Consider the following 19,173-nt stretch of genomic DNA (forward strand, 5'->3'; position numbering starts at 1 on the left):
TAAATAATGAAATTCAGTGAGTCTTGGCTTCGTGAGTGGGTCAATCCAAGTATTAGCCGTGACGATTTGTCACATCAGATCACCATGGCGGGTCTGGAAGTCGACGGTGTCGATCCGGTAGCCGGTGATTTTTCAGGCGTGATTGTGGGTGAGGTGGTCGAATGTGGCCAGCACCCAGACGCCGACAAGCTACGTGTAACTAAGATTAATGTTGGTCAGGATGAGTTGATCGATATCGTCTGCGGCGCGCCAAACTGTCGTCAGGGCCTGAAAGTGGCCGTGGCTATGGTGGGCGCAGTTTTACCTGGCGACTTTAAGATCAAGAAGGCCAAGCTACGCGGTCAGCCATCATTTGGTATGCTCTGCTCCTACGGCGAGCTGGGCATCGATATCGAGAGCGATGGCATTATCGAGCTACCGCTCGATGCGCCAATCGGTCAGGATGTACGTGAGTACCTGGACCTTAATGACGCGGTGATCGATGTCGATCTGACCGCTAACCGCGCCGACTGTCTCGGTATGGTGGGTCTGGCCCGCGAAGTAGGTGTACTTAACCGCCAAGCGGTTGTAGCCCCGACATGGGAAGCTGTTACCCCTAGCATCGAAGATGCTATCGAGATCGATAATCAGGCACCTAGCGCCTGTCCACGCTACCTGGGTCGTGTGGTGAAAAACGTTAACGTTAAGGCGCAGTCGCCACTCTGGATGCAGGAAAAACTGCGTCGCAGCGGCATTCGCTCTATCGATCCTATCGTCGACATCACCAACTATGTGTTGATCGAGTTCGGCCAGCCGATGCACGCCTTCGACTTGGCGAAAATCGACGGCAAGATTCAGATCCGTCTGGGTGATGGTGAGGAGAAGCTGACTCTGCTCGATGGCAACGAAATTACCGTACCAAACGATACTCTGGTTATCGCCGATAACAGCCAACCTCTGGCCTTGGCTGGTGTGTTCGGTGGCGAGTACTCGGGTGTGACGGGCGAGACCCAAGATATCCTGCTGGAATGCGCCTTCTTTGCGCCGCTGGCGATCATGGGTAAATCACGTCGTCTTGGCCTGCACACAGACTCGTCACACCGTTTCGAGCGTGGCGTCGACCCTGAGCTGCAACATAAGGTGATCGACCGTGCGACCCGCCTGGTGCTAGAGATCTGTGGCGGCGAAGCCGGCCCTGTGGTTGAAGCAAAGGCAGACGAGCATCTGCCTCAGCCTGCTAACATTCTGCTGCGTCGCAGCAAGCTAGATCGCGTGCTAGGCCATCATATTGCAGATGCCGATGTCACCGAGATCCTTGAGCGTCTTGGCTTTGGCGTGTCGCGTGAGGATGACAACTGGCAGGTTGTGACCGCGACTTACCGTTTCGATATGGCGATCGAAGAAGATCTTATCGAAGAGGTTGCTCGCATCTATGGCTACAACAACATTCCGAATGTTGCGCCTGTTGCGGCCCTTAGCATGCCACTTCACAAAGAGTCTGATATCGACCTTAAGCGCGTGCGCGCCATGATGGTCGCCCGGGGCTTCCAGGAAGCCGTGACTTACAGCTTCGTCGATCCTAAGCTGCAGCAGCTGGTACATCCGGGCAGCGATGCCATGGTGTTGCCAAACCCTATCTCGGTTGAGATGTCGGCCATGCGCTTGTCTATGTTCACCGGTCTGTTGACTGCCGTGGGTTACAACCAGAGCCGTCAGCAAAACCGCGTTCGCCTGTTTGAAACTGGTCTGCGTTTCGTGCCAGATGCCAACGCCGAATCGGGTGTGCGTCAACAGGCTATGTTGGGTGCGGTCATTGCCGGTAACCAAAATGACGAACATTGGTCGATGGAATCAAAAACTGTAGACTTTTTCGACCTTAAGGGCGATCTCGAAGCCATTATCGGCTTGACAGTTTCAGAGGATGAATTTACTTTTAAAAAAGCATCTCATCCGGCGCTTCATCCGGGGCAATGTGCTGAAATCTTAAGAAATGATCGTGTGATTGGTGTCATTGGTGCGGTCCATCCGAGCCTGGAAAAGCCCTTCGGCTTAAATGGTAAAACCATCGTATTCGAGCTCGAATTAGACGCCTTATTGCACGCAAGTTTGCCGCAAGCCCAGACTGTGTCTAAGTTTCCAGCAAACCGACGCGACATTGCCATCCTGGTTGATGAAGATGTCTCGGCAGGAAATGTTGTAAATTTGATAAGAAAAGTTGGCGAAAATCAGTTGGTTGGCTTAAACTTGTTCGATGTATACCAAGGTAAAGGTGTTGAACCAGGTAAAAAGAGTCTGGCGATTGCACTTACACTACAAGACAACGCTCGTACACTTGAAGAGAAAGAAATTGCTGAAATGGTAGAAAAGGTAGTTTCTGAACTCAAGACCGAGTTCAACGCATTGTTGAGGGATTAAAAGTATGGCACTTACCAAAGCCGAAATGGCAGAACATCTTTTTGAAACGCTTGGTATTAACAAGCGAGTTGCGAAAGAGATGGTTGAGGCATTTTTCGAAGAAATTCGTCAAGCCCTCGAGAACGGTGAGCAGGTCAAGTTATCTGGCTTTGGCAACTTTGACCTAAGGGACAAAAATCAAAGACCGGGTCGCAACCCTAAAACAGGCGAGGATATCCCGATTTCTGCTCGCCGCGTGGTGACTTTCCGTCCAGGACAGAAACTTAAGAGTCGTGTTGAAGAGGCTAACGCCGGTAAATAATCCGACTTAACGCATAGAGAAGGCCACTCCTTGAGTGGCTTTTTCTGTTTCTTCTGAACTGGTTATCTGTTGTTTATGCCTGTGTGGTCACAGGCGCTGGATGAGTAAGAGGTTGTACTCTTGTCTAGAAAACCTAAGTATTTCGATCGCCGCTTTCGCGCCGAGTTATTACATCTTAAGCATTGGCCCACCTGGTTTGCCATAGGGCTGTTGGTGTTTTTCGGCCTGATGCCCGCCTGGCTAAGGGATCCGATAGCGCGCCTGCTCGCGCGTCTGGTGAAGAAGATCGCTAAGAAGCCCCTCAGGGTGGCCAGGGCAAACCTGGAGACCTGTTTCCCTGACAAATCAAAGGCCGAGATCGATAAGCTGCTCGATGAGAATATCGAGAATTTCGTGTTGATCCTGTTGGCGCAGTCTGAGCTGCTGCTGCGCTCAGATGCTAACCTGCGTCGCCGCGTTCAACTTGAAGGCTTCGAGCATGTGCAGCGCGCCCGTGATGCAGGTCAGCCGGTGATCTTTATCATGCCCCATGTATGGGGCATAGAGTACGCCGGGCTCAGGTTGAACCTGGAGCTGCCCATGGTCACTATGGCCAAGGCCCATCGTAACAAGCTGTTCGATTGGTTCAATAACCGCATGCGCAGCTCCAAGGGCGGCAACGTCTATATGCGCGAGGCGGGTATACGTGCGCTCCTATCTGAGCTGAAAAACGATAACAGCTTCTTCTATCTGCCAGATGAAGACCTAGGCCCTGAGAAGAGCGTCTTCGCGCCATTTCTTGGCACGGTTAAGGCCACTCTGCCTGTAGTGGGGCGTCTTGCCTCGGCGGGCAACGCCCAGGTGATGCCGGTGAAGATTGGCTATGATCAGCAAAAGCGTCAGTACCTGCTGACGGTACTGCCGCCCATCTCACCCGAGGAGATGCAGGGTAAGGAGAATGAGGCCTTAGCATTAAACCGCGCGGTGGAGCAGGTGATCAACGCCTATCCAGAGCAATATATGTGGTTCCTTAAACTTCTGCGTACCCGCCCGCCGGGCGAAGCGTCTATCTACTAGCTTTTAAAGTAAGCTCTTGAAAGTTAGTGTTAGAGTTAGGGAAAAGATCGCGCTGAAGCAGATAGTGATAAAAAAAGCGGCTCAATGAGCCGCTTTTTAATGCCTGAAATCCAGACTTATTCCGTCAGGCCTCTGTGCTTTAACAGGGCATCCACGGTTGGCTTTCTGCCGGTGAACTTGATGTAGTCCTGCATCAGATCTTCACTGTTACCCTTAGACAGCACGTTGTCGCGGAACTTGTTACCGTTCTCCAGTGACAGGCCGCCGTTGTGGCTCATGAAGTCGAAGGCATCTGCCGCAAAGACTTCGGTCCACAGGTAGGCGTAGTAGCCCGCCGAATAGCCGCCGGCGAATGCATGGCTAAAGTAGGTTGACTTGTAGCGTGGCGGGATAGGCGCAAAATCGATGCCGTGTTTCGCCAGTGCCTGCTGCTCAAACTTCGCCACGTCGTCGATCTTGGCATCGACGCCAATGGAGTGCCACTCCATGTCCAGGATGGCCGCCGCCAGATACTCTGTGGTATCGAAGCCTTGTCCAAACTTACTCGCCGCCAATACCTTCTTCAATAGCTCGGCAGGAATAGGCTCGCCGGTCTGATAGTGCTTGGCGTAGTTGGCCAGAACTTCAGGATCGATAGACCAGTCTTCGTTGGCTTGTGATGGGAACTCGACGAAGTCTCTCGGCGTAGCTGTACCCGCCACACTTGGGTATTTCACCTGAGAGAAGAGACCATGCACGGCGTGACCGAACTCGTGGAACATGGTGCTCACTTCATCATAGGTCATCAGGGTTGGTCCTGAGGCTGGCTTTGGAATGTTCAGCGCGTTGTAGACCACAGGCTTAGTGCCCAGCAGGCCGCTCTGAGTCACAAACTCATCCATCCAGGCGCCGCCGTTCTTACCTTCTCTGGCGTAAGGGTCCAGATAGAAGATGCCGATAGAGCTCTTGTCTTTGTTAAAGATCTCATAGGCGAGCACATCCGGGTTCCATACAGGCAGATCCTTGCGCGCCTTGACCGTGATGCCGTAGAGTTTCTCCATGGCGAAGAAGAGACCGTCGTTGAGGACGCGGTTAAACTCGAAATAAGGCGTGACCTGGCTCTGATCCAGGTCGTATTTGGCCTTGCGAACCTTCTCGCTGTAATAGGCCCAGTCCCATGGTGCCAGTTCGAAGTCTTGACCCGATGCCTTAATCTGCGCCTGTATGTCCGCCGCCTCTAGCTTGGCCTTGGCCACAGCCTTAGGGGCTAGGTCATCTAAGATCTCATATACGGCTGCCGGTGTCTTGGCCATCTGATCGGCTACCGTGTAGGCCGCCCAAGAGTCATAGCCCAGTAGCGCTGCCTTTTCGGCGTGCAGATGTGACTGTTTGACGATATTCGGGCCGTTAAGTGCCATGGCGCGATTTGCCGAGGTCTTCCACACTTTCTCTCTTAGCTCGCGATTGTTCAGGCTGGAAAGAATTGGTTGACGGGTGGTGTTCACAAGAGTTATCAGGTATCCCTCTTTGCCGGCATCTTTCGCGGCCTGGGCGAGGGTAGCGATTTCGGCGTCAGATAGGCCGTCGAGCTCCGCCTTGTCTTTAACAATGATCACTTCGTTTTTAAATGAATCGAGAACGTTCTTCGAAAATTCCGTGGTTAGGCTGGCGAGCTGACCGTTAAGATCGCGCATCTTCTCTTTATCAGCGTCAGAGAGTTTGGCACCGGCGCGCTCGAATGCCAGGTAGTAATACTCTACAAGGCGCTTGTCTTCCGCGTTCAGGCTGTCGCGGCTCTTGTAGACGCTCTCGACGCGGGCAAATAGCTCAGGGTTTAAGAAGATGTTGTCCCAGTGCGCAGACAGCTTAGGTGCTAGCTCGGCTTCCAGGGTTTGTACCTGGCTGTTAGAGTTGACGCTGGCCAGGTTAAAGAAGGTCTTGGCCACGCGGGTAAGCAGGCTGCCAGACTTTTCCATGGCGACTATGGTGTTGTCAAAATCTGCGGCGGCCTGATTGTCGATGATCGCCTGGATCTCTTTATCGTGCTCTATGATCCCTTGGGTGAAGGCGGGGGCATAATCGTCGAAGCTGATCTTGTTAAACTCAGGCGCCTGATACTGTAACACGCTCTTCTTGAGCAGTACGTTGCTGGCATTGATTTGACCTTCACTCGCCTGAACGGCAGGCTTCGCCGCTTCGCTACTTGCTACTTCTGTATTGCTTGCTTCCTGACTCGCTGGTGTACAGCCAGTGAGATATAGACCGGCTAAGATAGCCGTGGTGAGGATAGACTTACGCATGGATTCTCCCTGTTGCTGGCGCCCAATCGTTTTTTACTGCCTAACAGGCATGGGGGCGCTAAAGATGTGATTGCCGCCATACCTTATCAAGCGGGGCAGGGGCGCGGCAAATCAAAAGTTTAAGATTGGATTAATAAAGTTGTGAGAAAATATTAAGGCAACCTTTACAACCGAGTTTTTACTGTATTTTGAGTTGCCAGATCCAGTCTTGTCTGTCTCTCGTTAGCTTATGTTTATGTCATTGCCTTAGCTTTATGAAGTTGCGGCGAACGGTGCGTTAGAGACGAGTTGCAGGTTTTATCCCCCTCCAATATCCAGGCCTGAGTGGATTGAGGCTTGTTGGGTTTCTTTATATCGTGATGATTTTAATGGCTATTGTGTGTTAAACCATTTCAATGGATGTGCTGCCGTTACTTGAGCTAAGCTATGTCGGCCGACAGCCTATGAGGTTTCTCTCTTAGGTAAGTTGCCATCTTGGGCACGTTTCGGCTAAGCGAATTACCGGCGCAGATTAAGCGTATTTTTTAGGTGCCGTTAGATGGCGTGCCCACCTGTTTTATCAGATTAATTTTCTTTCATCATCGTCTTATCAGCGAGGCGCAAGGTTTTAACGCCTCTGCCAGCGTCTTTTAGGGCTCAAAGGCAAGCATGATGAAACCACTTCTGGGTGACTTTCCAATAAAAAGGCCCAATCGAATCTCAGGTGAAACGCAGATAAACACGCATAAAAAAGCCAGCGTCTGTTGAACGCTGGCCTTAGTTTTCTAGTAAGCCCTGATTATCTCATCTTGCTTGCCTTGGCAAATTAACCAGGTTGAGTATCAGGAGCTTAGCGCCATTAGGCTTGGATTAGCTGATACTCATCGCGCAGGATGTCGATGATCTCCTGACGAGGATTCTCGCTCAGGTGTAGCTTCTCACCTATGATGGTCTCGGCGATGCCTACGTAGGTGTTAGAGATATCCATCATCACTTCGGTTGGTAGCTTGTTGTCGCGCGCCAGGGCGAAACGCTCAGGCATGCGCTCCTTGTTGAGCAGAATATCGGGGTCAGGGAAGTGGTTTAGTAGCCACTGTCTGAAGCCTTCTTTTGACTTCTCGACTATTTTGCCGTTGCGACGGGCTTCACCGTCCCAGATACGTGATGAGTCAGGTGTGCCGACTTCATCCATGTAGATCAGTTTTTCCTGACCGCTGGCATCTTTCACGTAACCAAATTCAAACTTGGTGTCGACGAAGATCTGATCTTGCTCGGCCAGGGCTTCGCTGATCACCGCAAAGCCCTCTTTAAGTAGCTTCTCGTAAAGGTCGATATCGCCCTTGCTGTGGAAGTTGAAGCCTTCCAGGTGACGTTCCAGATCTGCACGTGAAACGTTAACATCATCGGCTTCGGGAACGCCCTCAAGACCTGTCAGTACACCTTTGGTCGATGGGGTGATCAGCACCTCTTCCAGTTTCTGATCTTTCTCCAGTCCCTCGGGTAGTGTGATACCACAGAAGTCGCGCTCGCCCTTGCTGTAGGCACGCCACATAGAACCTGTGATGTACTGTCTGGCAATCGCTTCGACCATCACTGGCTGCGCCTTCTGCACGATCCACACGAAAGGATGTGGAACATCCAGAATATGGCTGTCTGCTAAGCCTTTCTCTTTAAATAGCTTGAACCAATGGCTAGAGATGGCGTTAAGCGCCGCCCCTTTGCCAGGGACGCCGTTGAGGCCGTTTTCGCCTTGCCAGATGCAGTCGAAGGCAGAGATACGGTCACTGATCACCATGATCGCCAGCGGCGTGTCGGCGGGAACATCATAACCTTTCTGCTCGATCAGGCGCGCGCTGTCTTCAGCGGTTAACCAATAAACACTGCGGACTTTACCTGAATGTACCGGCTTGTCGGTGCGGATGGGCAGATCATCGTTAACGGCTAGAACTTTATTAGATTGATTCATAGGGTACTATTTTTATATGTAATGTTAGAGGAGGAAATTACGGCGAAATTGTAGCAGAACTGCTATGGGACAACAGCTTTTTCGCTTTAATTCTTTTGCGAAAACAGTGTGTTCTCATTGGCAGAAGGTGAATGCAAGATGCACGATAAAGTTGGTGTTTTCTCGCGCGAAATGGCGGCTTTATATGCGAGTATGCTTGGGTGTTGATCTGCCGTGATTCAGCGCGCATCTGGCTCATCTGACAGCACGGACTATGGACTAGCACTTATCTCTTGTGGCTGCGTTACCGAGTAACCCGAGATGAGGAGTTGCCAGCCCCTTAGGGTCCCTACATCGCCTGCGGCCAGGTCACTTACCTTGAGGGTCCAGTCGCCTCTTACCACTTCGTTATTGAAGGTCTCGGTACGATATTCCCGATACTGATTGTCTTTTGCTGCATGACTCTCTCTGACTGCATAGCTTTCTCTTGCGGCAAGGCTTTCTTTTGACGAATCGCTCGCTTTTACTGTTTTACTTTCTTTTGCAGCATAGCTTTCGCTTTCTAGTTGATAGCTTGTGCCCATGGGGGAGGTGAGGGTCATCTTAAGATCCCTGTGCCAGGTATGGGCGATATTGACCAAGATGCGCACGCCAAAGGCGGCAAGCTCATCATCGACGGCGATGCGACTCTCTATCCCCTCAGGGGCATTGTCTATGATGGGGTGCCTGGTGAGATTGGCCTGCTTGATCTCGCGCATGTTGCCGGGAAGCAGGCTGAGATTGACACTCTGCTGCTTGACCCAATTGCCGCCGTCAGCCGAGGCGGTCACGGTGAACATATAGTCGCCCCATCGGGCATCACTGTTTGATGGCACCAAGAGGCTGAATGTGTCGCCAGGATGAATCCTTTCCTTAGAGAGCCTGGCGCCGGGAAGGGAGGAGGCCAGGCTCAGGCATATCTGTCCTCCTAATTTCTCGCTTGCTATTCTTGTACCTGTATGGCTATTGTCTACAAGAGTCCTGTCTTCAAGTGTCGAGAAGTGATAAATGGCGGTCTCACCGGCTGCTTTGCTTAAGTGCTTTTCTTGTACAGATAGCATGAAACCCGGCGTTGACGCCGTGGGCTTGGTCCGCTTTGTGGTCGATATCGACACGTTTACGTGTTCTGGCGTGGCAGAAGCGAGCCTTTGCTCGTTCGCTCTCTGGTCCTTGTTTTCAGTGTTTGAGTGAATGCTCAGAGACTTTTCGCCCATCAGCTTGGGGGTCATCTCAATTGAGGTGTTAGTCGCCTTGCGCTGCGCGTTTAACTTTTCGAGCGTTGCTCTGTCCTCGGCAACCATGTTCAGCAGTGGGTCGTCATAGCGGCTCTGGTGGGCGCGAAATTCGCTCGAGCCATGGGTGAAGGGCGATAGCATAGAGAGCAGGATTATTGCGAGTAGGGAGAGTCGGTTCTTTTTCACCTCTTTTGCCTCAAGAGTCTGCCAACACTGGATCTGGGTGAATCCGGTGGCGGGGTTATTGCTTTTCATAACGTTAGATAGCGTTAGATAGTGTTAGCTAGATATAGATAGAAAAGGGAAGGCTCTTGGCAGAGCCTTCCCTGGGTTACAACTTACTTGTTTTTACCTTTGGTCTTAGGGGTCGCCATTATGGTGACTTCGTAAGAGCAGTTGCTTGTGCCAGTTTCACATACTTGGTAAGTGAAGCTAGTCGCGGATGAGTTGAAGCGGTCTGTGTAACTAGACTTTCTCACTTCAGTGCTGACTAGGGCACCGTCGCGGTATACATCAACCGATACCTTGCTTGATGACGTCCAAGACAGGTTAGCTGTTACACGGTTACCGTCGGTGGTCGCGCTTCCTTGTAGTGCCAGGCTTGGCTCTGTCACAGTGATCTCTTTTGTGACTGAGTGCTCGGCGCCGTCGTCATCGCTTACGGTCAGGGTGACAGTGTAGGTGCCTGCGGCGCCATAGCTGTGGCCTGGGTTTGCTAGCGTTGAGCCAGCGCCATCACCGAAGTCCCAAGACCAGCTGCTTACCGCACCGTCGCTGTCGCCAGAAAGGTCGCTAAACTGCACGTCTAAGAAGTTAGCTGCGAAGCTGAAGTCGGCCACAGGGGCTTCGTTAGCAGGTGCATCGACAACGGTGAAGCTTACCTGTGCCTGGTCGAAGGCGTCTTGCGAGTCAGTCGCCACAGCTGTCACTATGTGGTCACCAGCGCCTAGTGTGTCGATGCTAAATAGGGCACCAGTACCGATTAGGCCGTTGAAGTTTGAGTACCACTTGATGCCTGCACTCAGGTCACCGTCTTCGGCGTCAATTGCGCTGCCGTCGAAGGTGATGCTGTCGCCCAGGTTGAAGCTAGAACCACCCATAGGAGCATTGATAGTCATCACAGGTGCGGTGTTTTCAGCCGGAGGCGGAAGTACTGCGTCGCCGTTTGATACCGAGATGCTCCAGTTGTTCAGTACGCCGTTCATTGTGTAGCTTGACGTATCTTCAACAAACAGACGCCATGTACCCATGCTCGACTCGCCTGCGAACTCGACCGGGTTAAAGGTCTTTACCAGATCTTTGTTCCAGAATTGACGCCAGGTGACCAGTTTGACCAGGGTGCCAGACGGAGACTGTAGCCACACGTTCAGGTATTGAACCGATTCGAACGAGATATCGACATTGACTTCGATTGCATCGATAGCAACGCCAGTAGGCAGGTCGATTTCAGTAAATACCTTGCCGCCCATCTCAGGCATAGCAATAGCCGTGTTGTTTGCACCGCTAACTGTAGTGTTAGCATCGGCAACAGATAGCTCAACAGTTTCTGTGCTTGCCTGGCCTGCTGAATCAGTAGAGGTCGCAGTGATCACGTGGTCGCCTACCGACAGGTTAGACTTAGTGAACGATGCGCCGTTACCGATAACGCCGTCAATGCTTGAGGTCCAAACGATGCCAGACGTCAGGTCGCCGTCTTCGGTGTCGTTTGAGCTTGCGCTGAAGCTGACGGTTTCACCGGTCAGGTACGCGCCTTGGTTAGCAGGCGTCGCTATCTGTACGTTTGGTGCGAAGTCTGTGCCGGCAGAAGGGGCGCCAGTCAGTTTTAGTGACCAGTTGTTGATAGCACCCGTGTCCCCTGCCACTTCGTCAACAACTTTCAGTGTCCACTCACCCAATGCGTTGTCCAGCTCGTATTCAGTAGGAATAAAGTTGCCAACAAGACCAGTACCATTGCCGCCCGCACGGTCGTGCAGAATGACTTCTTCGCCGGCTGGTGAAATGACAGACACAAGCATGTCAGATGCCCAAGTGTGAGTGATGTCAACAAACACTTCGACCTGAGTCAGCGTCATGTCGTAAGGAACATTGATGCTGCTTGTTGCAGGGTTTGAAGGATCGTCATCGCTGATAGGCACGATCTCATTGCTGGTCAACACAGTAGAAACAGTACCCTGAGGCCATACTTTCAGCTCCAGGTTGATGTTCTTAGAAACGGCTCCGTCGGTGGCGTTGACTGTCATGTTGTACGTACCAGGCGCAGTTTGCTCGGTCGTATTGATCGTCATAGTGTTAGTGGTGTCGCCCGCAACCGGGTTTTGTGCAAATACCACGTCTGCATTGAGCTCAGGCACGCTGCTTAGGCTCATGGTCGCGGTGCCGCTGAAACCGCCCGCTGCGACCAGATCGATAGCATAAGTCTGGCTATTGCCTTGGTTGATGGTCGACTTAGTTGGGGTTGCTTCCATGAAGAAAGAAGGACCCGCGCCGCCTGAATCGATCAGGGCGTTGGCGACGTTCAGACGTTTACCTGAGATGGTCTTACCTTGCAGAGACGCAAGCGCATCACCTGTATTCATGAGTACGCTTTTTAGCTGTGACGTAGTCAGGTTGGGGTTACCCGCAAGGATCAGCGCGGCGGCGCCGGCTACGTGCGGTGTCGCCATAGAGGTACCGCTGAAAGTGTCGTAGCTGTTGTTAGGCGTCGTTGACAGGATAAATGAACCCGGTGCAGCCAGGTGAACCAGTTGGTCGCCGTAGTTAGAGAAGCCAGACAGATTGTCGGCGCTATCGGTAGAGGCTACCGCTACTACGTTAGGCACATCGTAACCGGCAGGGTAGAAACCACCGTTGTCGATGTCGGCCGAGTCGTTACCCGCAGCCGCGACGAAGAGGATGTCGGCATTATTGGCCGCCGAGATGGCATCCTTAAGGGTTTGAGTGAAGCCGCCACCACCCCAGCTGTTGTTCAGCACGCGGATGTTGTTGCCGGCATTTTTAAGACCGATCATATAGTCGATACACTGAACACCATCGGCAAGGGTACCGCCGCCAGTACCGAGGAAGCTACAGCCGACCATATTGGTTTGCCAGTTTACACCGGAAACGCCCAGGGCGTTGTTCCCTTTGGCACCGATAGTGCCAGATACGTGAGTACCGTGAGAACCTGTGTCAGACGGGTTACCATTATCCAAGATGGCTGAGATACCGTGGATATCATCAATGTAGCCGTTGCCGTCGTCATCGATACCGTTGCCCGCGATCTCATTGGGGTTGGTCCAGATGTTGTCAGCAAGATCTGGGTGGTTGAAGTCGAAGCCGGTGTCGATAACACCAACAAGAACAGAAGAGTCACCGATCACATAGTCCCAGGCAGTTTCCGCTTGGATCTTCTGCATGCCGTAAAGGCTTGCATATGAAGTATCGTTAGGCACCGCTGTCGTGTGTACTATGTAGTTAGGTTCTGCGTACTCTACCAGTGGGTGGTTTTGCAGGCTTGCCAGTATCGCATCAACTTTACGGCCTTGGCCAAGTTCTAGTACCGCCAGACGACCGTTGGCGATGTTGCGCAGGCGGTCATCCACGCCGTCGTTATTCTTATCTTTGAAAGAGACGCCAAGGTTACGAGTTAGCGCTTTACGATCTTTCTTAGCTACTTTTTGTTTGAACTTAACGATAACAGATTGTTGATCGTATTCAGGCATAGCTTTGAGCGGTGCCTTGGTTACGGCCAGTGCTACAGGGCTCAAACCGGTTAAGAGTGAGGCACCTACTAGTGTTGTGAGCAGCTTGGAAGATGATTTCTTGGGTGTAGTCATCAACTGTTCTCCTGTTGTTATTAAATTTATAAGTACTCAGTGTTGTCGCACCCAGTTACTTGATGAGGTCTTCAATAGGGCTATATCACATACAAATGTATTCGATATGTATACATTTATATACCTCGATTTGATTTTGATCAACATTTGTTTATCAAAAATGTCACAAATTCGTCTTAAATGTGAATTTATGTATATCAATGTTGGTGCGTTCATCTGGCTAGATGCTTGCAATACGCTGATCTCTATAAAAAAATCGAATATAACTGGTCGATAGACTCGACGGAGGAGGGGATAACTCTGTATATAGCGCCTTGAGTGGTGGCAGCGTGTGAATTGGAGAAAGGGCGGAGGATAGACGAAAGTGCTAGACGGCTAGCATTTCCCATAGCCTAACTCTGTCTAGTCGAGCTTAGTCTAGTCGAGCTTAGTCTAGTCGAGCTTAGTCTAGCCGAGCTTTGTCTAATCGCGCTCTGTCCAATGGAGCTCTGCTGCATAGATCATAAGGGCAGAGATCAAATGAGATGATCTCTGCCCTTTATTTGCTGGCGCACAAGGTGCTCGCGTCTAACGAGCTTGTGTTTAATAGCCTGTGCTTAGCGAGCTTTTCTTCACGAGCTTTTTCTTAGCGAGCCTTTTCTTAGCGAGAGAATGCCCAATGAGCTCGCGCTTGATGAGCCAATGCTTAATGGCTAGTGTCAGCCGCTACAGCGCTCATCTCTCAGGCTATCAACACCTTACCAAATCGCCTTGATTGGCTGCAGCGACAAATCTCCGTGACTAGAAGCTGACGCTTTGGGTCTCGGTGCAGCTCTGGGTATTTTCTTCACAGGCCTTGTAACTGAAGCTGCCACTTGCCTTGCGACCGAAGCTATCGGTATAGAGGGTGTTTGCCGCTACCGTGGCGATGAGTTGCTCGTTACGGTAGATGTCTACCTTAGGGCTAGATGCCGCGACCGTCGTCAGGTTTACCCTGTGTTTGCCTCGCGCGTATTCATACTCGGCGTTTAGGCTAAAGGTGCCCGGCGTTCCGCCTTGACCGTTACAGTCACTGCTTTGCAGATAATCATAAGCCGCCTTGGCCTTGACTATGCCATAGCCAAAATACTCATCGTGTCCAGGTATGCCCTGATCTTCGGCGGTTGCCTTAAGCGCTTGACGGATCTCGCTACCAGTACACTCTGGGAAGTTTGACCACACCAGTGCCGCGACGCCCGACACGGCAGGGGTCGCCATCGAAGTACCGCTCATATAACCGTAATCACCACTCGCGATAGACACCGAGGCTTGAGTCGCTGACATCAGGGCTGTGCGATCACTGAGCGCCGCACCCACGGCGGGAATCTGGGTGCTGTTGGCGTCACCCAGCGTGCCATATAACATGCCCTCGACGTTATTGATGATGATGGCGCCGATACCGCCAGAGGCCTCACAGTTGGCGACCTTGTCATGGAAGGAGATGTTGCCGCGATCGATAACGCAGACACTGCCCTGGGCTCGCGTATCTAAGGTTTCGGCCGTGCCCATGAAATAGGTGTTGCCACTGGCACTGCCGATATTTTCCATGGCCGAGGCCTCGAAGAAAACATCATCCGCCGACATGGCAGCTATGGTCGCCATTTTGGCTGGATAGGTCGAAAGCGTCTGTACGCCGCCGGCGGTGACTTCTACGCAGGTCGTTTCATCTTGGGTTGCATGTTTGCCTCGGCCACTGCTACAGCTAGGAAATTGCGAGAAACTGGCGATATTGTTATTGGCATCGTTGGCACCAACCATCATGACGGCTGGGTAGGCGGCCGGGTAGGAGCGGGCGTTGTTACCATCGTTGCCCGCAGCGGCGACCACCAGGCCACCTGCCTGGGTAAAGGCTTCGAAGGCGTTAGATTCAATGCTGCTCGCACCGCCACCACCCAGGCTCATGCTGATGATGTTGGCGCCCGCCTGGCTACAGAGGTCAGTGGCATGAGCCAGATCAGAAGAGTAGGCCCAGCCGCTAGCGGTAAAGACCTTGATGATATGCATATCGACCCCAGGTGCCATACCAACGACACCTATGTCGTTGTCTGCCGCGCCTATGGTACCGGCAACGTGGGTGCCGTGAGGTCCGCCGTTGACATCCCAATCGCCTGTGCCTGAATCGTTATCGCCTGTGATGGCTCCCCAGTTAAAGTCAGGGTTGCTTCTATCCAGGCCCGAGTCGATCACGCACACCTTAATGCCGGCGCCCGGCACGAAATCAACTTGATCTGCCTGAGACTGATAGATGGCATAGGGGGTGAGTTGGCTCAACATAGGGTCGCCCGCATCATCCTGATAGAGTGACTGCAGCGTGCGGCGTTGGTCTTCCTCGACCAGCTTCACATGGGGATTGTTTAACAGGCCTTTCACCTGGGCGAGCTCCTGGGCGTTAAAGCTGGCGGCGAAGAAGCCATCACCGTCGAGTTCGATTATCGCGCCCGACTTGACCGCCAGGGCCTTCACTATGCCCTTGTGTTGATTATCGACTTGAACCACATAGCGGTTGTCTGCTGCCTGACTCGAGGCGGCGATGCCCAGTGTGATTAGGGAGATTATGCCTGCTAGTTTACTGATTTTCATCTTATATGCTCCACGATTTCCTGTTGCATTGGCAGCTCGCATATCCTGCTATACCGCTGCCGGCTCAGGTGCCTCGTTGTTATTGTGTGTGGTAGGGATGAGCTAGGCTCATGGCGCTGCTCCCCTCGCTGAGGGGGATTTCTCTGCAAGATTTACAGCTTTGAGTATACATTTATATACAAAGATATTCATTTGATCAAATTTATTTAACAAATAACAAACATTTTTTAGGGTGGTTTTGTGCATTAGGCGGAAAATGTTGGGATGCAACCGGATGAATTCTCGTCGCTTGGGCGTGAAAAGTTGGCTTTTCAGCAGGGAGATTAGCAGGGGCATTAGAAGAGGAAGGGGATGAGCAGCGAATTGACACTATTAGCGGATCGGTTTTATAGACCTGTTTCTACAGGCTTTACCGACTCTCTGTTTCTAGCTTATCTGTTTTCAGAGGCTTTGCTTTTGGCAGCTTGGTGAGCGGCCGCCTTATGTCCAACTGCTTGATGTACAGAAGCCTTGCTCTAGGATATTTTGTTATCAGACTCTCTGTTAACTAAAGGGCAGGAGAGCGACAACTTGGCGCCGCCCAGCTGGGATGAGGAGATGGTGAGGGCGCCACCATGGGCTTCACATATTTTCTTAGCCAGGGCGAGACCCAGGCCTATGCCGCCCGAATCCCGACAACGGCTCTGATCTAGCCTGACGAAGGGTTCAAACACCCTTTCTCTCTGCTCTGTGGGGATCCCTGGGCCATCATCTTCGATGATGACCAGGATGCGGGACTTTTCTAGCTTGAGGCTAACGAGTACCTGAGAGCGGGCGAATCGGGCCGCGTTGCGCAGTATATTGGAAAATGCCCGCGCAATCTGGGTGCTATCGGCCTTAACCAGGCAAGCTTCGCTTGGGTTAACCTCCAGCTTAAAAGCCTTGTCGGGGTAGAGGACACTATTGGCGTCCATCAACTCACTCAGCAGCTTATTGAGATTGACCTGCGAGAGGTGTAACGGCCTGGATTTACTCTCTATCTGGATGAAATCCAGCGCCTCTTTGATCAGCTTCTCCAGTTCACTCAGGCCTTTGTTGATGGTGTCGATGAGACGAGTGGGTTTGTTCTGCTCAAACTGCTCTTCCAGCATATCGAAGGCCAACTGAACCCGGGCGAGCGGGGATCTAAACTCGTGGGCAACCGCTTGAATTAACTCACGTTGAGATTGAATGTTCTGATTGAGCGATGCGTTGATCTTGCGCTGGTGATGACGATTAACCAGCAGGAGCAGGATGATAAACAAGACGCTCAGGCCGCCTAGCCATACGTTGCGCTGATAAGTATGTTGCGCCAGCTGGGTCTTCTGCAGCGCCTGATCGGCCTGCAGCAGCTTTATCTGCTGTTCCTGCTGCTCGGCCTCGAAGTGGCTGAGGAGAAAGGCCAATCTCTGGTCGCTCTCAGAGTTAAACATCTCATCGTTCACCTGCTTAAAGGCTTCCAGACTCGCCAGCGCCTGTTCGGCTTGCCCTAGATGTTTGTAGAGCAGGTAACGAAACTCGTGTGCATCGCGCACGACGCGCTTATCTTGCAGCTGCTGGGAGCTGTTTAACGCCGCTGCACTTAAGGAGAGGGCACGCTCACTGTTGCCGCGTAACTTTTCCACCTTGGCGAGGGTCAGCAGACCATAGGCGCTGAGGGAGACGATGCCGAGCTTATTGGCCTGATCTAAACCTGTGGTGATCTGCTTGAAGGCCTGTTCAGGGTCATCGAGTTCGATATAGGCATTGGCGAGATCTATATTGATCCTGGCCTCGAGCGCCGTATCAGGGATCGCCTTGGCCAGCGCCAAGGCCTCTTGATACTGCAACAGCGCCGATTCCAATTGATGCTCGTGCAGATGAACCATGCCGAGGTTGCCGTGGATCTCGGCGATGCCCTGTTGATCCTTGAGGGATTCGTAATAGCCCAGAGAGCGTTGCAGATAAGAGAGTGCCTGTTCGCTGTCCTTAAGATAGAAATAGGTGAGGCCGATATTACCCAGGATCTGCGCCAGGCCAGGCAGATCGTTCAGCTTCTCACGAATCTTCCTCGATTGCAGTTGATAGTCCAGCGCCAGGCTATAGTTGCCGCTGGTGCCATACATGTTGGCGATGTTATTGAGGGAGACGGCTATGCTCTTCTCATCACCCACCTCTTTTTGAATGTTGAAGGCGCGGATGAAATAGTCGAGCGCCTTCTCTGGTTGGCCCAGTGTCTGGTAGATGATCGCCATATAGTTGGTCGTGTTGGCGATACCTCTGAGATCTTTCTCCTGCTTAGCTATCTCCTGCGCCTGTTCGAAGGTCTTGAGGGCGGTCTGATAGTCCGCCTTGCGCCAATAGATGATCCCCTGCATAGTCTGCGCGGTAAAGAGTCCATGCAGGTCATTGCTTGCCTTGGCCAGTTGTTTGGCCTGGTCGGTGCGCAGCTGAGCATTTTCATACTGGCTCAGCGAGACATATATCCAGGCCATGTTGTTCAGCACTGTGACCTTACGGATATCGTCGGGTACCTTGGAGAAGAGGGTCAGGGCCTGTTCACCATAGGTCAGGCTCTTGAGGGGATCGTTGTCGCGATAATGTTTGACCAGCGCGGTGAGCAGTTCACCCTGCTGGTTTTCAGGCAGGGTCGTCAGCTGCGTCTCTCGCTCTGTGATGTCGGCCCTTGCCTCGGGAGGATCCATACGTGCGGTGATACCGACCAGGCTGAGGCTGATCAGTATCGCGAGCAGTAGTAAGGCAATGGGCTTTTTTCGCATCTAGAGTCAGTCTCCAACAAACAGATAACCCTTGCCGTGGATCGTCTTGATGCGGGTGGCGTGGCTGGGATCGTCGCCAAGCTTGCGGCGAATGCGTGACACCCTAAGATCTATGGTTCTGTGGGAACTCTCGTACCCCAGGTCGCTGAAGTAATCTGAGATAGAGTCTCTGTCGCAGATCTCGCCGGGCCGACTGGCCAGCAACCACAGCAGCTCAAATTCAGCGGTGGTGAGTTCGATATCCTGTCCATGTTGTTGGATGCGTTGATATTTCTTATCTATGCTGAGGCCGTCAAATTCGATGAGACTATCGTTGTTGCTGTGAAGCTTACTGAGCTTCTCGGTGACAGGTGGCTCAGGCTTACGTCTCAGTAGGGCCCGGACTCTGGCGAGCAACACCCGGGAGCGCACGGGTTTGGCCAGGTAGTCGTCGGCGCCTGTCTCCAGGCCGGCAACTTCGTCGATATCGTTGTTAAGGGCGGTCAACATCAGGATAGGGCCGTTGTAGCTACCCTCGATCCCCGGATGGCCATGACGCACCGCGCGGCAGATGGACAAGCCGTCCATGTCGGGCAGCATCACATCTAAGATAACCAAAATAGGTTGCTCGGCAATGATGCGCTCGACGGCCTTGGCACCGTTGTGTTCTATCTCGGTTTTATAGCCGTTCATCTCGAGAAAATCGGCGACCAAGTTTGCCAGATCGGCATCGTCATCGACAATCAGTATCCAGTTATTATCCTTCACGATATCCC

The 19,173-nt window shown here is 52.3% G+C and carries 10 protein-coding genes; 3 read left to right on the forward strand and 7 right to left on the reverse strand.

Annotation, left to right across the window (positions count from 1 at the left end; translation table 11 throughout):
- Positions 1-6: 6 nt before the first annotated feature.
- The 3 genes from pheT (at position 7) to lpxM (ending at position 3,751) form a co-directional block, all read left to right on the forward strand.
- Complete coding sequence (pheT, locus tag AYI87_RS13800) at positions 7-2,394, forward strand: phenylalanine--tRNA ligase subunit beta (RefSeq protein WP_144202980.1); 2,388 nt, start codon at positions 7-9, stop codon at positions 2,392-2,394.
- Positions 2,395-2,398: 4 nt separating this feature from the next.
- On the forward strand, positions 2,399-2,695 hold the full coding sequence (gene ihfA, locus AYI87_RS13805) for an integration host factor subunit alpha (protein WP_011866012.1): 297 nt from the start codon (positions 2,399-2,401) through the stop codon (positions 2,693-2,695).
- A gap of 120 nt (positions 2,696-2,815) precedes the next feature.
- Positions 2,816-3,751 (forward strand): lauroyl-Kdo(2)-lipid IV(A) myristoyltransferase, encoded by a 936-nt coding sequence (gene lpxM / locus AYI87_RS13810; protein ID WP_144202983.1) that lies wholly within the window; start codon positions 2,816-2,818, stop codon positions 3,749-3,751.
- A gap of 116 nt (positions 3,752-3,867) precedes the next feature.
- Here the strand turns inward: lpxM and AYI87_RS13815 are convergent, their stop codons facing one another.
- The 7 genes from AYI87_RS13815 to AYI87_RS13845 form a co-directional block, all read right to left on the reverse strand.
- Complete coding sequence (locus tag AYI87_RS13815; protein ID WP_144202985.1) at positions 3,868-6,030, reverse strand: M3 family metallopeptidase; 2,163 nt, start codon at positions 6,028-6,030, stop codon at positions 3,868-3,870.
- 838 nt (positions 6,031-6,868) lie between these two features.
- Positions 6,869-7,975, reverse strand: coding sequence for a phosphoribosylaminoimidazolesuccinocarboxamide synthase (locus tag AYI87_RS13820; protein WP_144202988.1), 1,107 nt, complete (start codon positions 7,973-7,975; stop codon positions 6,869-6,871).
- 251 nt (positions 7,976-8,226) lie between these two features.
- On the reverse strand, positions 8,227-9,483 hold the full coding sequence (locus tag AYI87_RS13825; protein WP_144202990.1) for a proprotein convertase P-domain-containing protein: 1,257 nt from the start codon (positions 9,481-9,483) through the stop codon (positions 8,227-8,229).
- Positions 9,484-9,566: 83 nt separating this feature from the next.
- Positions 9,567-13,043 carry a S8 family serine peptidase gene (locus tag AYI87_RS13830; protein ID WP_144202992.1) on the reverse strand — a complete coding sequence of 1,159 codons (3,477 nt, stop codon included), beginning with the start codon at positions 13,041-13,043 and terminating at the stop codon, positions 9,567-9,569.
- A gap of 780 nt (positions 13,044-13,823) precedes the next feature.
- A complete protein-coding gene (locus AYI87_RS13835) occupies positions 13,824-15,641 on the reverse strand; it encodes a S8 family serine peptidase (RefSeq protein WP_144202995.1) in 1,818 nt (605 codons plus the stop codon).
- Positions 15,642-16,156: 515 nt separating this feature from the next.
- Positions 16,157-18,418: a tetratricopeptide repeat protein gene (locus AYI87_RS13840; protein ID WP_144202998.1), complete on the reverse strand. Its 2,262-nt coding sequence runs from the start codon at positions 18,416-18,418 to the stop codon at positions 16,157-16,159.
- A 6-nt stretch (positions 18,419-18,424) separates the two neighbouring features.
- Positions 18,425-19,165 carry a response regulator transcription factor gene (locus AYI87_RS13845; protein ID WP_144203000.1) on the reverse strand — a complete coding sequence of 247 codons (741 nt, stop codon included), beginning with the start codon at positions 19,163-19,165 and terminating at the stop codon, positions 18,425-18,427.
- Positions 19,166-19,173: the final 8 nt, after the last annotated feature.

Source organism: Shewanella sp. KCT (assembly GCF_007636505.1).
Taxonomy (GTDB): Bacteria; Pseudomonadota; Gammaproteobacteria; order Enterobacterales; family Shewanellaceae; genus Shewanella; species Shewanella halotolerans.

What these genes read in the sequence shown, in the direction of transcription:
- pheT (WP_144202980.1), top strand. Translation starts at nt 7, where the DNA reads ATGAAATTCAGTGAGTCTTGGCTTCGTGAGTGGGTCAATCCAAGTATT.
- ihfA (WP_011866012.1), top strand. Translation starts at nt 2,399, where the DNA reads ATGGCACTTACCAAAGCCGAAATGGCAGAACATCTTTTTGAAACGCTT.
- AYI87_RS13815 (WP_144202985.1), bottom strand. Translation starts at nt 6,030, where the DNA reads ATGCGTAAGTCTATCCTCACCACGGCTATCTTAGCCGGTCTATATCTC.
- AYI87_RS13820 (WP_144202988.1), bottom strand. Translation starts at nt 7,975, where the DNA reads ATGAATCAATCTAATAAAGTTCTAGCCGTTAACGATGATCTGCCCATC.
- AYI87_RS13825 (WP_144202990.1), bottom strand. Translation starts at nt 9,483, where the DNA reads ATGAAAAGCAATAACCCCGCCACCGGATTCACCCAGATCCAGTGTTGG.
- AYI87_RS13830 (WP_144202992.1), bottom strand. Translation starts at nt 13,043, where the DNA reads ATGACTACACCCAAGAAATCATCTTCCAAGCTGCTCACAACACTAGTA.
- AYI87_RS13835 (WP_144202995.1), bottom strand. Translation starts at nt 15,641, where the DNA reads ATGAAAATCAGTAAACTAGCAGGCATAATCTCCCTAATCACACTGGGC.
- AYI87_RS13840 (WP_144202998.1), bottom strand. Translation starts at nt 18,418, where the DNA reads ATGCGAAAAAAGCCCATTGCCTTACTACTGCTCGCGATACTGATCAGC.